This is a genomic window from Psychromonas sp. SR45-3 (genome assembly GCF_014163575.1).
In the GTDB taxonomy this organism is placed as follows: domain Bacteria; phylum Pseudomonadota; class Gammaproteobacteria; order Enterobacterales; family Psychromonadaceae; genus Psychromonas; species Psychromonas arctica.
In genome coordinates this window covers 59,417-74,073 of the sequence record NZ_JACJDP010000007.1, presented here as the reverse complement: position 1 = coordinate 74,073, position 14,657 = coordinate 59,417, and the positions used below count along the sequence as shown (strand labels likewise).

The 14,657-nt window shown below is 36.1% G+C and carries 13 protein-coding genes; 9 read left to right on the top strand and 4 right to left on the bottom strand.

The features are described from left to right. Positions 1-38: 38 nt before the first annotated feature. Entirely contained in the window at positions 39-554 is a 516-nt protein-coding gene (locus H5084_RS05995) for a MarR family winged helix-turn-helix transcriptional regulator (RefSeq protein WP_182689876.1), read from the bottom strand. 160 nt (positions 555-714) lie between these two features. Here H5084_RS05995 and H5084_RS05990 point away from each other — a divergent pair, with 160 nt between their 5' ends. The 3 genes from H5084_RS05990 to H5084_RS05980 all read left to right on the top strand — a co-directional run bounded on the left by H5084_RS05990 (position 715) and on the right by H5084_RS05980 (position 3,999). Beyond that, positions 715-2,175, top strand: coding sequence for a catalase (locus H5084_RS05990; protein WP_182689875.1), 1,461 nt, complete (start codon positions 715-717; stop codon positions 2,173-2,175). A gap of 233 nt (positions 2,176-2,408) precedes the next feature. Continuing rightward, positions 2,409-2,930 (top strand): ankyrin repeat domain-containing protein, encoded by a 522-nt coding sequence (locus tag H5084_RS05985; RefSeq protein WP_182689874.1) that lies wholly within the window; start codon positions 2,409-2,411, stop codon positions 2,928-2,930. Positions 2,931-3,333: 403 nt separating this feature from the next. After that, the gene (locus H5084_RS05980) at positions 3,334-3,999 is read left to right on the top strand and encodes a cytochrome b/b6 domain-containing protein (RefSeq protein WP_028867181.1); all 666 of its coding nucleotides are present in this window, start codon (positions 3,334-3,336) and stop codon (positions 3,997-3,999) included. Positions 4,000-4,233: 234 nt separating this feature from the next. Here the strand turns inward: H5084_RS05980 and H5084_RS05975 are convergent, their stop codons facing one another. Then, complete coding sequence (locus H5084_RS05975; protein WP_182689873.1) at positions 4,234-4,683, bottom strand: cytochrome c; 450 nt, start codon at positions 4,681-4,683, stop codon at positions 4,234-4,236. Positions 4,684-5,246: 563 nt separating this feature from the next. On the opposite strand from H5084_RS05975, the gene H5084_RS05970 reads away from it, so the two are divergent. Then, positions 5,247-5,894: a hypothetical protein gene (locus H5084_RS05970; protein ID WP_037070685.1), complete on the top strand. Its 648-nt coding sequence runs from the start codon at positions 5,247-5,249 to the stop codon at positions 5,892-5,894. A gap of 380 nt (positions 5,895-6,274) precedes the next feature. On the opposite strand, the gene H5084_RS05965 is transcribed toward H5084_RS05970, so the two are convergent. Next, entirely contained in the window at positions 6,275-6,766 is a 492-nt protein-coding gene (locus tag H5084_RS05965; RefSeq protein ID WP_028867184.1) for a MarR family winged helix-turn-helix transcriptional regulator, read from the bottom strand. 342 nt (positions 6,767-7,108) lie between these two features. On the opposite strand from H5084_RS05965, the gene H5084_RS05960 reads away from it, so the two are divergent. From H5084_RS05960 to H5084_RS05945, 4 genes are all read left to right on the top strand, one after another. Next, entirely contained in the window at positions 7,109-7,999 is an 891-nt protein-coding gene (locus H5084_RS05960) for an EamA family transporter (protein WP_182689872.1), read from the top strand. 227 nt (positions 8,000-8,226) lie between these two features. Next, positions 8,227-8,820, top strand: a complete 594-nt coding sequence (locus tag H5084_RS05955; RefSeq protein ID WP_028867186.1) for an NADPH-dependent FMN reductase — start codon at positions 8,227-8,229, stop codon at positions 8,818-8,820. 368 nt (positions 8,821-9,188) lie between these two features. After that, positions 9,189-9,854 carry a YceH family protein gene (locus tag H5084_RS05950; protein WP_028867187.1) on the top strand — a complete coding sequence of 222 codons (666 nt, stop codon included), beginning with the start codon at positions 9,189-9,191 and terminating at the stop codon, positions 9,852-9,854. A 622-nt stretch (positions 9,855-10,476) separates the two neighbouring features. Continuing rightward, a complete protein-coding gene (locus tag H5084_RS05945; RefSeq protein WP_245600347.1) occupies positions 10,477-10,641 on the top strand; it encodes a hypothetical protein in 165 nt (54 codons plus the stop codon). 128 nt (positions 10,642-10,769) lie between these two features. Here H5084_RS05945 and H5084_RS05940 read toward each other — a convergent pair whose 3' ends face one another. Next, complete coding sequence (locus H5084_RS05940; RefSeq protein WP_182689871.1) at positions 10,770-12,629, bottom strand: cation:proton antiporter; 1,860 nt, start codon at positions 12,627-12,629, stop codon at positions 10,770-10,772. Positions 12,630-13,161: 532 nt separating this feature from the next. Here H5084_RS05940 and H5084_RS05935 point away from each other — a divergent pair. After that, positions 13,162-14,640, top strand: coding sequence for a GGDEF domain-containing protein (locus H5084_RS05935; RefSeq protein ID WP_182689870.1), 1,479 nt, complete (start codon positions 13,162-13,164; stop codon positions 14,638-14,640). The last annotated feature ends 17 nt before the right edge of the window (positions 14,641-14,657 follow it).

Genomic DNA, 14,657 nt, shown 5'->3' with positions numbered 1-14,657 from the left:
TGATTAAAGGTTCGTATAGTTTATCAACCAGTGTGTTTTCATGGTAGCGGTTGTGACTCTACATTATTCAATAATTTAGCAAGTAGTTTATCTAACATTGCTATCTCTTCTGGCGTAAAATCGGTTAATAACTGTTGATGTATACAGTGTAATTCAACAACCGACTGATCAACAATGCTGATCCCTAGATCGGTTAATCTGATCATACAAATGCGTTTGTCATCTTCACAATTAATTCGCGTAATAATGCCCTTAGCTTCTAAGCGTTTCATCACTTTAGTTAAACCACCCCAACTAAATAACATGTAGTTACATAAATCAGAGGGCTTTAGTTCGTAAGGTGGGGCACTTTTACTGCGCCTAATGGCGGTAATTAAATGGAAGTCACTGGATAATAAACCTCGTTCACTCATTAGTTTATCAATATGATCATCAAGGTTGTTGGCAATTCTTTCTACTCGAGGAAAAAGCAGGAAAAGGCCTTGATAGGCATTTGGCCAATTTGTTTTCATTAGGTTGATAAAGTTTTCAAATTGTAATTGTGTGTGAGGCATAAGATTTCCTATATTTGCTTGTACAATACCTTTCCAGAGAGGTATATTCAATAAATACCTTTCCAGGCAGATATGGCATAAAGATGATTCTCTTCATCGCAATGAAGCTAATTATTTACTTTATCTTTAACCCCCCAATTTTAAAGAAGTGGAGATAATCATGACCAATAAACATAAGCTTACGACAACAAATGGTGCACCAGTCGCAGATAACCAAAATGCACAAACAGCAGGTCCGCGAGGCCCTATGTTACTCCAGGATCTTTGGTTTCTGGAGAAATTAGCGCATTTTGACAGAGAAGTAATTCCTGAAAGACGTATGCATGCTAAAGGTTCTGGCGCTTATGGCACATTTACGGTGACGCATGATATCTCTCAATTTACTAAAGCAAATATTTTCTCTGAAGTTGGCAAGCAAACAGAACTTTTTGTTCGCTTCTCTACAGTCGCTGGCGAACGTGGCGCAGCGGATGCTGAGCGTGATATCCGTGGTTTTGCAATCAAGTTTTATACCGAAGAAGGTAATTGGGATCTAGTGGGGAACAATACCCCGGTTTTCTTTTTACGTGATCCCTTAAAATTCCCTGATTTAAATCATGCAGTAAAAAGAGACCCTCGTACGAATCTTCGTAATGCGAATACAAACTGGGATTTTTGGTCATTATTACCTGAAGCATTGCATCAAGTAACTGTTGTTATGAGTGACCGTGGGATCCCAAGCAGCTATCGCCATATGCATGGTTTTGGTAGTCATACTTTTAGCTTTATTAATGCAAATAATGAACGTTTTTGGGTGAAGTTTCATTTAGAAACACAACAAGGTATTAAAAACCTTACGGATCAGGAAGCTGAAGAATTAGTTGGTAAAAATCGTGAAAGTCATCAACAAGATTTATACGAAGCCATTGAAAATGCTGACTTCCCTAAATGGAATGTCAAAGTTCAAATTATGCCTGAAAAAGAAGCTGAAACTTATCAAGTTCATCCTTTTGACTTGACTAAAGTATGGCCACATGACGATTACCCATTGATTGATGTGGGGGTGATGGAGCTAAATCGTAACCCTGATAATTACTTTGCTGAAGTAGAGCAAGCAGCATTTAACCCTGCTAACTTTGTCCCTGGGATCAGTTATTCTCCAGACAAAATGCTACAAGGTCGTTTATTCTCTTACGGTGATGCTCAACGTTATCGCTTAGGCGTAAATCATGTCCATATTCCAGTTAATCAACCTCGTTGCCCGGTTAATTCATACCACCGCGATGGTGCGATGCGTGTTGACGGAAACTATGGTAGCACTAAAGGCTATGAGCCAAATAATTTAGGGTTATGGCAACAACAAGCCGACCAAAAAGAACCTAAATTAGCCATTAATGGTGATGCTTATAACTGGGATTTCCGTGAAGATGACAGTGATTATTATAGCCAACCGGGTAAGCTGTTTAATTTGATGTCAGATGCGCAACAACAAGTATTATTTGAAAACACAGCAAGAAGTATTAGCCCTGCTTTAATTGAAGTTAAGCACCGTCATATTTCCAATTGTTATAAAGCTGATCCTGCTTATGGTGAAGGTGTTGCTAAAGCATTAGATATTGATATAAAAACGATCGCTTTATAATGTTATACCATTAATTACATTAAATAAGTGATTTCACTTTTTACAGGTCTATGGGTTATGGGTTACTCGTTATTATTGCTAGTTACTGGCACTACCCTAGACCTGCATTGCTTTTAAGTGTTGAGATGAGTAGATTTTTAATGGTACGTTATTACTAATTACTAAATGACAATATTTACTGTTAAGTGAATATCGCGAGATTGAATGTACTGGCATTAAAAATAAAGGAAAAAATGAAAACTTGGAAAGCGTATAAGCAAACTTATCGAATCGAGCCGACCCTTTTTGATTTTGCTCGAATAGGCGACTTAAGAGGTTTTGCAGACCTTTTAATGAAAGACAATGGACTGGATATTAATGCCACCAATGAACGTGGTTATTCAGCATTGATGTTAGCCGTTTATAACGCTGAAAAAGATTTTTGCGAAGCGCTTTTACGTTCGGGGGCAGATGTAAATTCTACCGATCCTATGGGAAATACAGTATTAATGGGCGCGGCTTATAAAGGTGATCTTAATATCATCATGTTATTGCTGGATTTTGGTGCCGACATGTCGCTTGAAAATAAAACTAAAATGAAGGTCCGGGATTGGGCTACAATGTTTGGACGTGATCATGTTTTAACCTTCTTAGACCAGCATCATCCCTCCCAAAAAGCTTCATCGAGGCTGACTAATATTTGGCGATTTATCAAACTTGGTTTGATGCTCATGATCAGTAAACTTAAGAGTGTATCTCAACAACCTACACAGTAACTTAGTTAAAAACATACATAATAGCCACATCAATAGGCCTCATCAATAGACTGCAGTTGTTATCTTTTACGCTCGATGTTTATGATGATATGGCTAGAATACCGTTACTCACTTCGCTAATAATCCCTTAGTATAAAAGACTGTGTTATACCCTTAATTCTGCGAAATACTTGATCATTCTTGTCGGTCAAAACAGATCACTTGTGCGTAGGGATTTTACTAAGGGAACTAGCTTTTGACTCAATTTCTACCTTGTATTGATGTGTTTTTCTCTGCCAATCATTGCTCAAATACTTAATGAAATTAGTATTAGGTGAGATAGAGTAGTTTTATTTTTAATCGATATGCTTATAATTTATAAATAAAATTTATTCGTAGTTTGATCACCATAAGAGGGCGATAGATGAATTCACAATCAAATAAGATAAAGGTATGGGATTTCCCAACTCGGTTCTTTCATTGGGCAATGGTTTTACTATTAGTGAGTCTGTGGTGGACGGCTGAAAATGGAGAAATGCAATGGCATCAAGTTTGCGCTTATCTATTGATGGTCCTCGTTGTATTTAGATTGGTGTGGGGATTTCTTGGCAGTGAAACGTCTTTATTTAAACAGTTTTTGGTTTCGCCCAAGCGGGTGGTTCAATATACATTGCAGCAACCTAAACCTAACTCCATTGGACACAATCCGTTGGGTGGTTATATGGTGGTGCTATTGCTGACTTTAATCATTCTGCAGTTAGGGACTGGGTTATTTGCAACCGATGATGTTTTTACTGAAGGGCCTCTGATGTATTTGGTCTCTTCTGATACCGCTAGTTGGTTGACTTGGCTGCATAAGAATAACTTTAATCTTATCATTGCGATGTCCGCCGTTCATATTCTTGCCGTTGCTGTGCATTTATTAAAAGGAGAGAATTTAATCAAGGCTATGTTTAGTGGCTATAAAAATATGCAAGCTAGTATTGTGGCGCCTAAATTATGTTCGCCATTGTTAGCGTTGATTATCATTGCCATAATATTTTCGTTGGTATGGTTTTACTTATTAGCGCCTGTAGTGAGCTTTTTATAACTTTTCAAAGGTGTTTATAGTGCTAAATATTGCTTAATGTTTATATGAACGCTGAAGTTCGCTTGTTATGACCTTGTTATAATAAATCTCCGTTAGTTTTTATCGTAGTGAGTTTTTATTAAATAAAATTAAGCCCGTTATGACATCAATAACGGGCTTTATACTAAGTGCTTACTAGAATGTGGTTAATTGACGAGTTTAATGTAACGGCTTAAACGATTAGCTATATCTTGATTAATCTTCTCTAAAACCATCATGACAGGCTTTACAACTTTTACCTGTATTGACAAATGCTTTCTTAATGGTCCTTTGATCCGTTGTTTTAGCCGCAACAGCTAAGGCTGCCGCATTATCTATAAATGTCTTCATTTTGCTATCAAAGTCTGCTTTATCCTGCCATATTTTTGCCAGTGCACGAGTGTCTCCTTTGTCTGAACCTTCAATAAAACCTTCATGGGGTAATTTAGATAGGGCAGCTACATTATCAGCACGCATACTAAATGTAGCTTCATCAAAAGGTTTCTGGCCTTTTAGCATTGCACCCATATCTCCAAAGTTGTATGAAATTAAGGAAAAAGCAGCTTGTCGGTATTCAATCGAATCGTCTGTTTTCTCGAAATTATTCGCAAATACAGCAGGAATGATCATTGCAGTAGCTGCAACGGCAATTAGTATTTTTTTCATAGTCTTCCTTCACTTATGTTGGTGGGTGGGGCTTCCTAAACACTGATATTCATATACAAAAAAGCAATGTATTCAACTTTATCATTACTGAGTATCATTAAGTATGCAAATTATTCTACATAATTTAAATATGATTATTTGATAATTTTTGTTGCGATTGTGAAGTACATATAAAATAAATAATTTATTTTATATGTTTTTATTAATAACTTGAATGCAGGATAATTAAATCGATACAACACCACTAATTTTACATGTTTCTAAGTTAAATCATCTTCTAATCAGTAAATTATTTTAATCAAAAACGATTCTATAAAGATCAATAGCGTCAGTGTTACCACAATTAAGTTAACAAATAGTGGATGGGAAATGTGTATTAAGCGTATTAGTAAAAGATGATTTCTCTCTATTTAGTTCACGAATATTTTAATTTTTGTATCGATAGATTGATTAAAAACCAAAGCTTGTTATCGTTACGCTAATCGCTTTGAACAAGTTACTTTATTGACGAGTTTGAGTACACAATTTGGCTGCGATGCGGTCCCTCACATTTAAGGTTTATTATGAAATTATTTATACCATTACTGTTATGCTTTTTTTCTTTTAATGTTTCTGCTGCGCTACAAGGGATAACTGATGAAGGGGACGTGGTGGTATTGAATAGTGATGGAACTTGGTTCTATGCAGAGGATAAGCCGATAGAAGAATTTGAAATTAGTAATAACCCAGGTGTATTCAAAACGCCAGCTAGCGCCAATTTTGTGTTAAAAAGTAAAAAAAATAATGCCACTTTTGCTTTTAACACTAAGCAGTGGGTATTTGAAAAAAGCACAACTGATGACTCTGCTATAGAATATGCTTTAACGCTTAAAGCAGGTGATTTGTATGCAAGGGTGATCACTGAACGTATTCAGATTAATAATAAAGAATTAACTGAAATAGCACTTGATAACGCTAAGAATGTAGCTCCAAATGCTAAGGTGATCAAGAAAGAATATCGTATGGTCAACGGCAAGAAAATGATTTATATGGAAATGGTCGGCACCATGAAAGGCATTGAGTTTCAGTATTTAGGATATTATTACTCAGATGCTTCTGGCTCAACGCAGTATGTAACATTTACTGGCGCTAGTTTAGTTGAAAAATACAGAGCTGAAATTGATGATCTATTAAATGGTTTTGCCATCGCTGAATCAAAAGAATCAAAGTAGACACAAGCAACATCTTGATTTTTTGCTTTATCAACCCTAAAATCCTGAGTCCTTAAATAACATTGGAATAGCCCTAGCGCAGTGACTAAATGTTATTGATGCGGCTAAAGTGACAATAATCAGTGCTTATTTTGAATGCCTTATGACAGCTTTATTCAAATTGAATAAAGCTGTCATAAGGCATTGCTGATAGGAGTTACAAAACTCAACGCATTAATTAATCTTATAAATAGAGTGGAATTAGCATGAAACGCTAAGTTAAGTTAAATAAAGTTAAAATCAGTTCAGTTTTTATCTTTATATTCAATTAATTATAGGAACTATTGGCAATTAATTATCGTTTCTGACTAAGCATAAATTGTATCAGCCATATAGTCGCATCACTGCTGAGCAAGCAATAATTTTTTCAATAGCGCTGCTAGTTGATTTTTTTCATCGTTGTTCAGTGGCTTCAGTAAATTATCCATATTTTCCAGGTGTGCGTGTAAAGCCAGATCAATAATTGTTATACCTTGATCTGTTAGCATAACCTTACAACTTCGACGATCTTGTTCACTATACACTCTCTCTATAAGCCCCCGTTTTACTAACATCTCAATACGAGTGCTCATTGCTCCGGAAGATAACATTAGTGTTTTGTAAAGTTCTGTTGGCGTAAGTGGTATCTGACTTCGGCGTAATGTCGCCAATATATCGAATTCAATACTGCTCATCTCCTGCTTTTTAAATACGGTATCTAGCTGCTGTTTCCACTGATTATCGACTCGGCGTAAACGTCCTACCACGCCCATTGAACTACAGTCTAGTTCGGGTTTAATCTGTTTCCACTGCTGCAAAATTCCATCAACTTGATCTTTCATTTTTGTCCCCATAAAAAATTCATTTCATAAAGTAGTTAACATTTAAAATACAACTTTTCAAAAAGATACTTGATTAAAAACTAAAAAGCTATTACTTTACTTATGTCTTTTTTGAAAGTATCTTTTTTAAAAGCATCTTTTTTAAGGTCTAGGTGGCGTTATGCCCAAATAAAATAAGCACTCGCAATGACTGCAAAGTGTTGCTGTTAGCAATCGATAGCAAATGATAAAGCGCTAATGACAAGTAGTCAGTCAGCAAGTAATAGATTGTGACCATTAACAAGTAAAAGTAATAAGCAAGCAATACCAACAAACAGAGATTAACTCACGAAACATAAATAAAAAGAGGGCGCTATGAACAAAATACAACTTTTAATAACTCTCGCCATTACGGCGATAGCACCGATCGTTTGGGGAAGTACTTATATTGTGACCAGTGAATTACTGCCTGCTAATTCACCGTTACTCGCATCAACTTTACGTGCATTACCGGCGGGGTTGGTGTTAGTGATGATCACTCGTATTCTTCCTATTGGTATTTGGTGGTGGCGTTTAGTGGTATTAGCGTTCCTTAATATTGGCTTTTTCTTTTATTGTTTATTCTTTGCAGCAACCCATTTGCCAGGTGGTATGGCCGCTTTAGTCATGTCCATCCAGCCCATTTTAGTGATTGCTCTCAGCTATTTGCTACTGAGCAATAAGTTGAATGTGCAACAGGTACTAGCAAGCTTTGTTGCTATTGGCAGTATTGCTTTGTTATTAATCAATAATCAGGCCGAACTCAGTAGTCGTGGTTTAATCATGGGCTTACTAGGCACAATTAGCATGGCAACAGGGATTGTGATGACCAAACGCTGGGGACGCCCTCGTAATATGACCTTGTTAAATTTTACTGGATGGCAACTGCTTTTAGGAGGTGGAATGTTACTGCCTGTTGCTTGGTGGTTTGAAGGTTTCCCTGAACAATTTAGCACTGACAATATTATTGGTTATCTTTATTTATGTGTTGTTGGGGCAATGCTTGCTTACTCACTTTGGTTTAATGGCATCGATAAACTCCCTACGATCACGCTCTCTTTTTTAGGTTTTTTAAGTAGTGTCTCGGCGGTGGTACTTGGTTACATTTTCTTAGGGCAATCATTGACCTCATTACAGTGCTTGGGGGCAGCGGGGATTTTTATCGCCATTATATTAGCGACTCCTAAAACCGTAGCCTTATCTAAACAGTCTTCACCTCGACATTAAGCTCCTTTAACTAACCAGCTTTTTTGATCTTTGGGAGCATAATCCACGGGTCAACAATGCTTAGAACAACAATGTTGAAGTTAATCATTCAGGATAAAGCCGAATTGAAACGTCAGTCAAAACATGTATTACACTTTTTTAAACTAACTATTTAACTAGCAATTTAACCATTAATTTAACTCATTATTTAAACACACAGCAAAAACACCATTGAGAAAGGAACAGATATGAAATTAACAATAATAGCCGGTAGTCAGCGTGCAAATTCACAAACTTTAAAGGTTGCACATTACTTGAATAAAGTCGCCATGGAACATTTTGCAGGTATTGATATTATTGACTTACACGCCTTGAATTTGCCGCTATGGAATGAAGGAGTATGGAGTGGTAGTGAAGAATGGGATCCATGGCGTGAGGTTGCTGCACAACTTAACACCTCTGATGCATTTATTTTTATCACGCCAGAATGGCATGGTATGGCGACGCCGGCATTAAAAAACTTCTTATTATTGACCACTGCAAAGGAGTTGTCTCATAAACCTGCTTTAGCAGTCAGTGTTTCTGCTAGTGTTAATGGTGTGTACCCAATCAGTGAACTAAGAATGACTGCCAGTAAAAACAATCACGTTTGCTTGCTGCCTGATCACCTTATTTTTCGTGATATTGAAACAACGTTAGATCACCGCCTAAGCTGTAATAACGAACATATGCAACAACGAACGCAATATACAATGGAGCTATTAGCCACTTACGCTCAGGCGCTTAAACCCATTCATTTGGCCATGTTAGAAAAAGGAAAACCTTTTGTGTACGGTATGTGATTTTTAGGTTCGGACTTGGGTTAGATAATATCCTGACCCTTAAAAAAGTTGTATTAGTTAGTAGATGAGTTAATTATTTTGAAGTATTTTGAATTGCCAAGTCACTACTAACTGATTAACTACTCTGCATTAGCGCAACCTTTTAAAATATAGCCTGAAGCAGTGATAAATTATAATCATAAGAGATGTAGAAATGTTATTGATCCTGCATAAGTGAATATTTTTTTATAATAATACTTTTAATTTTAATAGCTTGGGGACATTATTCAAGTAATGCTCAAACATAAAATCGTTGTCAGGCTATCACCCACTCTATTAGCTACAACACTTTCATATCTTAAATTCTTACTCTTAAGGAATCTGAGTAGATGATGACATTAACTGCTTTGCAAATTCGTATTATTGGCGTGATGCTTGAAAAAGAGATCACTACCCCTGAACAATACCCTTTATCGTTAAATGCATTAACCAATGGTTGTAATCAAAAGAGTAACCGAGATCCTGTGATGTCATTGACTGAATCAGAAGTACAAAATGTGGTTGATGAGTTAATAGCACTAAATCAATTAATGGTAGATACAGGAGCACATGGGCGAGTCAATAAATACAAGCATCGCTTCTGTAATACTACTTTTGGTAATTTACAATTAACAGAACAACAAAAGGCGATTCTATGTGTGTTATTTCTACGAGGGCCACAAACTCCGGGAGAGTTAAGAACTCGAACTCAGCGTTTAGCTGAGTTTGATAATGTTACTGAAGTAGAAGCGGCGCTTGAACAATTACAAAACTTGAATGAACAACCTAAAGTGCAAAAATTATCGAGAGAAGCGGGTAAAAGAGAGTCTAGATATATCCATCTTTTTGCTGATATTGAGTCTCATGTAACGCTGGGTGAACGAACGTCTGTATCTGAGCATGCACCACAACCGATCTCACAGGATAAACTCGAAGCAAGAGTGACACAATTAGAGCAAGAGCTTGAACAATTAAAAGCACAATTTGCTCAACTATCCGTTTTATTAGATGATTAAAACTGACTGTCTGATTTATATGCTGAACTAATACCAACTCTATCTTAATGGCGTTGGTATCTTCTGCCTAATGGCTATGTTTGCTAGTGTGCGCTATTAAAATCAATTTTAGAAAGACAGCTGCAAAAATAGTCTGGTTTCGTATCTTTTTAATACTAAATTATATAATATTTAAGTTCCTGATTGTTGATTTTATGAAGCTCGAACACTGTGACTAAATGGGGAACCTATATCACTTAACCTGCGTTACGCGGCTTAAATCATAGCCTTAAACTATTGGACACTGTTAATAAAAATATCTTTTTGCATATAATTGCCTAAGGCGGTAGTAAATTTTTCAATGGCTTTTAATTTACTCACTTTAGGGTTGCGCTTAGTCACTTGATAACATGCATATTCAGGTGCGGGTACTGGCAATTCAGAAATTTTAACTCTCGCTTTTAAAACAATTCCTACAAATGCTTTTACCGTGGCGCTGTTGTTGTTTCACTTATTATTGAATCTGTACTGGAATATGTGTGCCAATATTTTCTAAAGTGATAAAATGGCAGCTTGTACTATATAACTTACACACACGTTTTTTTGTGCAGGTAATTGGTTTGTATTAATTTTCGGGATTATCTTGACCGACCTTGCCATTTTCAGTGCCCAAGTTGCAGTTCAGGTAAGTGTATTTAGTATTGATCCAAGTTTACAAAGTCGCATTAATGGTATTTATATGCTTGGCTATTATCTAGGTGGGGCGCTTGGTTTTATCGCAGGTGTTAATGCTTTTGATAAAAAGTAATCAGCTTATTTCAGTGTTATTAAAGTGCTTCTATTTTCCTTTTCTGAGCAATGTTCTTTCTTTAACAAAAGGCCGTTCATTTTCATTGATAGTAAATAACAATAAAAATGAACGGAATTTGGGTAATGTTACGACTCTTCTTTGTCGTTGTTAACCTGAGATGTCATTGCAGCTCTCATCTCATGCTCTAATGACACAAATAGTTCGATAAAGTTGTTGAACAGATAACTCTCTTTATTCGCATCACCCCAGGCTTTATAAAGGTCGTCATGATGTTCAAGCTCTGTTTGATAATAAAGCGATTTTGCTTTTTCAGCTTTTTTCTCATCAAACCCTAAGACTTGTAACGAGGTTTTACTCATTTCTAACGCCGTAAAGTAAGATTCAATAAACACATGATCTGCGCCAGCCTCTTCAAGTAGATAGCCATGGCCACGGTCATAAGCGCGCGCAACTATAGGTAGGTGTGGATGAAACTGTTTCACATGCTTTACCAAGTGCAGTATGTTCTCTTGCCCATCAATGGCAATTACCAGAAGTGATGCTTCTTCAAGGCCTGCGGTATAAAGCAGGCTGGAATCTGTTGCATCACCGTAATAAGCATGAATATCAATTTTTCTAACACGGTCAATCATATCTGTTGAGCGGTCAATGACTGTTGTTTCGAAGCCATTTGCCATTAACAAACGGTTGATCACTTGCCCGAATCGACCAATCCCAGCGATAACTACTTGGCCTTTTTTATCAATATTATCGGCTTTTTTTTTGGCTTGAACGACGATATATTTTTTTGTGATCACTTTGTCATAGAAGATAAACAGTAACGGAGTTAAAAACATAGAAAGCGTGATCACCGGTGACAGTATTGACACCCACTCTGGTGGTAATGCCTGACTCTGCGAGGAAAAACTCAATACCACAAATCCGAATTCACCCGCTTGCGCTAGGCTTAATGTTAATAACCAACCATCTGACTTTTTAATCTTAAAGATAATCGCTAAGCTTAATAATACCGCTGCTTTAACCGCAATCACGGCAATCGTTAAACCACTGATTAAGAAGAAGTGATCGCTAATCACCGCGAAGCTGATACCTGCACCCACAGTGATAAAAAATAAGCCCAATAATAACCCTTTAAAAGGTTGGATATTGCTTTCTAATTCATGACGGAACTCACTATTTGCTAATACTACACCGGCTAAAAAGGTGCCCAGAGCAGGCGATAAACCCACTACACTCATTAATGCAGAAATAGAGATAACTAAGAGCAATGCGGTAGCGGTGTAAAGTTCTCGAAGTCCTGTTTTAGCAATCAATGTAAACAAGGGTTTAGAGATGTAATGTCCCGCACCGACAATTAAGGTAATGGCAATGACGATTGCTCCTGCATATTGCCAACCTGACAAATTTTCAACCAGTGAAATATTGCCATGGTCTGAGACTAAGGAAACAGTTTCTGGCATGCCAAAATAAGCGGGAATAGCTAATAGTGGAATTACGGCGAGCATCGGTATGACGGCAATATCTTGAGATAACAAAATAGAAAAAGCTGCCTGCCCACCATCTGTTTTGTTAAGTGATTTTTCTGCAAAACTTTGCATAACAATCGCTGTGGATGACAATGAGAAAATAAGTCCGACCACAAGCGAAGGCTGCCATGGGAAATCAAAGGCAATACCCAATGAGGTGATAATCAACGTGGTTAAGCCAATTTGTAATCCACCTAAGCCAATCAACCTATTTTTCATATTCCACAAGGCTTTCGGTGAAAGCTCAAGGCCGACAATAAATAGCATCATGACTACACCAAATTCAGCAAAATGTTGGATAGTATTGGTTTCTTCTCCTGCTAACCCTGTGATCGGCCCAATGATCACACCTGCACTCAGGTAACCAAGGACGGAACCTAATCCAAACCGTTTGGCTAAAAGTACGCATATTACTGCGACCAAAAGGTACAGCGCTGCTTGAATAAAATAAGTCGTCATATTATTGATTCTTTATGTTGGGTGGTTAATTAGATGGATGAAATTGTAATTTGTTATATATATTGTAGCCATAAGAATAATAACGGACTGATCTATTGATTAGCTACTCATAAAACTAAATTTAACGATAATTAATTTTTAAATAATATTATCATTATCATAAAATTTATAAGGAGAAAATTTATATAAATTGACTTTACTTTGCTAAAAATAACTGCGGTTATTTTTTGTTATTTAATATGTTGTTATTCTTCCTCAAAGGCATTGAAGACAGTTAAAACAATTTACTAACAAGTAACTAGTTATCATTCGGCAGTAAGTAATTGATGTAATTAATTTTTATTTGACATAGTGTAATATACGTCAAGATTATAAGGTAATTCTCATAAGTTATGGCTTGGTCAATTTTTTGTACATTTAAATTGTTTTTTAAGTAAAAAGCATGATCAAAAATATAGTATTTAGCTATACTGTTTTTTAAAATTCAATTAACAATCAATAATTGAATCAATAATTTAAAGGATTTAAATTGATGGCCTCATCATTAGCACTGTTGGAACTGCTCCAACAATTATTCAAACGTCACTATCGACAGGATAAAGCGTTTGATAAATATCAGATAAAATTTTTGAAAAAATTCCAAAATATATCTAATGATGAAGAAGAAGCTGCACTTTTAAAAGAATGTAGTAAACAGTTATCAGCAATCCCTAATGCCTTAGAAGATAAGTTATCGGAAGGGCGATTCATTTCACGCCATTCCATAAGACAATTACGACAAGTCGCTTCTTTGTCTAACTCGATTAAAAGTAAGCTTAATGATATGCAGAATAGCGCTGCTTATAGTGTTATTGAGCATCAGGTTGAGTTAAATGATCTGATAAAAATTTATCAAAAGGCCGTAATTGAATTGAGTCAACGCTCTATGCAATCTGATTGTGATAATAAAAATGATGTCGCCTTCATCAACAAAGAGCTGCAACAAGTCATTCTTGAATTGGATATAGGTGAGTCTCACGTTAAAGATCTTGAAAAACTTAGAATTAAGATTTGCAATGAAGATGATCACTCCCAGTTGCCATATCATTGTTTACAAGTGATTAAACTGATCATTAAAAGTACACGTGAGGAGCGAACGGCTTCTCGCCATTTTTTGTATATGTTAAATGATAATTTAAGTGAGTTTTATTCAAACTTTAGTAAGACATTAAGTAGCACTGAGGCTGGGTTCGTTCAACAAAAAGAAACCTTTATCTCCATTGAGTCAAATGCTCAACTATTAAAACAACAAAGTGAAGAGATACAAGATCTCGCACAGTTGCGTGCTCACATTAAAAACTATGTAAGTGAAGTTCAACATGTTATTACCGCTCAAGAAAAAAAGAAGGAGCAAAAATTCCGGCATAAGTTTCAAAGTATGGTGAGACAAATTAAAAAATTGCAAAACGAAACGCAGAGTTATCAAAAAACGCTTAAGCAGCAAAATAAACAATTACACGTGGATTTTTTAACAAAAATCTCTAATCGGGCTGCTTGGAGTGAACGACTAGAAATAGAAATGCTACGTTTTAAAACTTACCAAAAACGTCTTAATATTGCGATTATTGATATTGATAACTTTAAACGAATTAATGATAATTTTGGTCACTTAGCGGGTGATAAAGTCCTTCATGTTATTGCACAAACGTTACAAAAATCAATTCGTAAAAACGACTATATTGCACGTTTTGGAGGCGAAGAGTTTACGCTATTACTACCAGAAATTACCGAGCAACAATCTGCTTATGTATTAAATAAATTACGAGAACGTATTAAAAATATTCCTTTTAAATTTAAAAATGATCAGCTATCGATCACCGTCTCAATTGGTTACACATCATTTTGTGAATCTGATGATACAGAGATCGCTTTTGAACGTGCTGATAATGCGTTATATCAAGCTAAGCATAAAGGCAGGGACCAAGTTGTATATGGAGAACCCAATATAAAAGTATTTGATAAGGTTCAATAAACTTGCTTCTAGTTTAG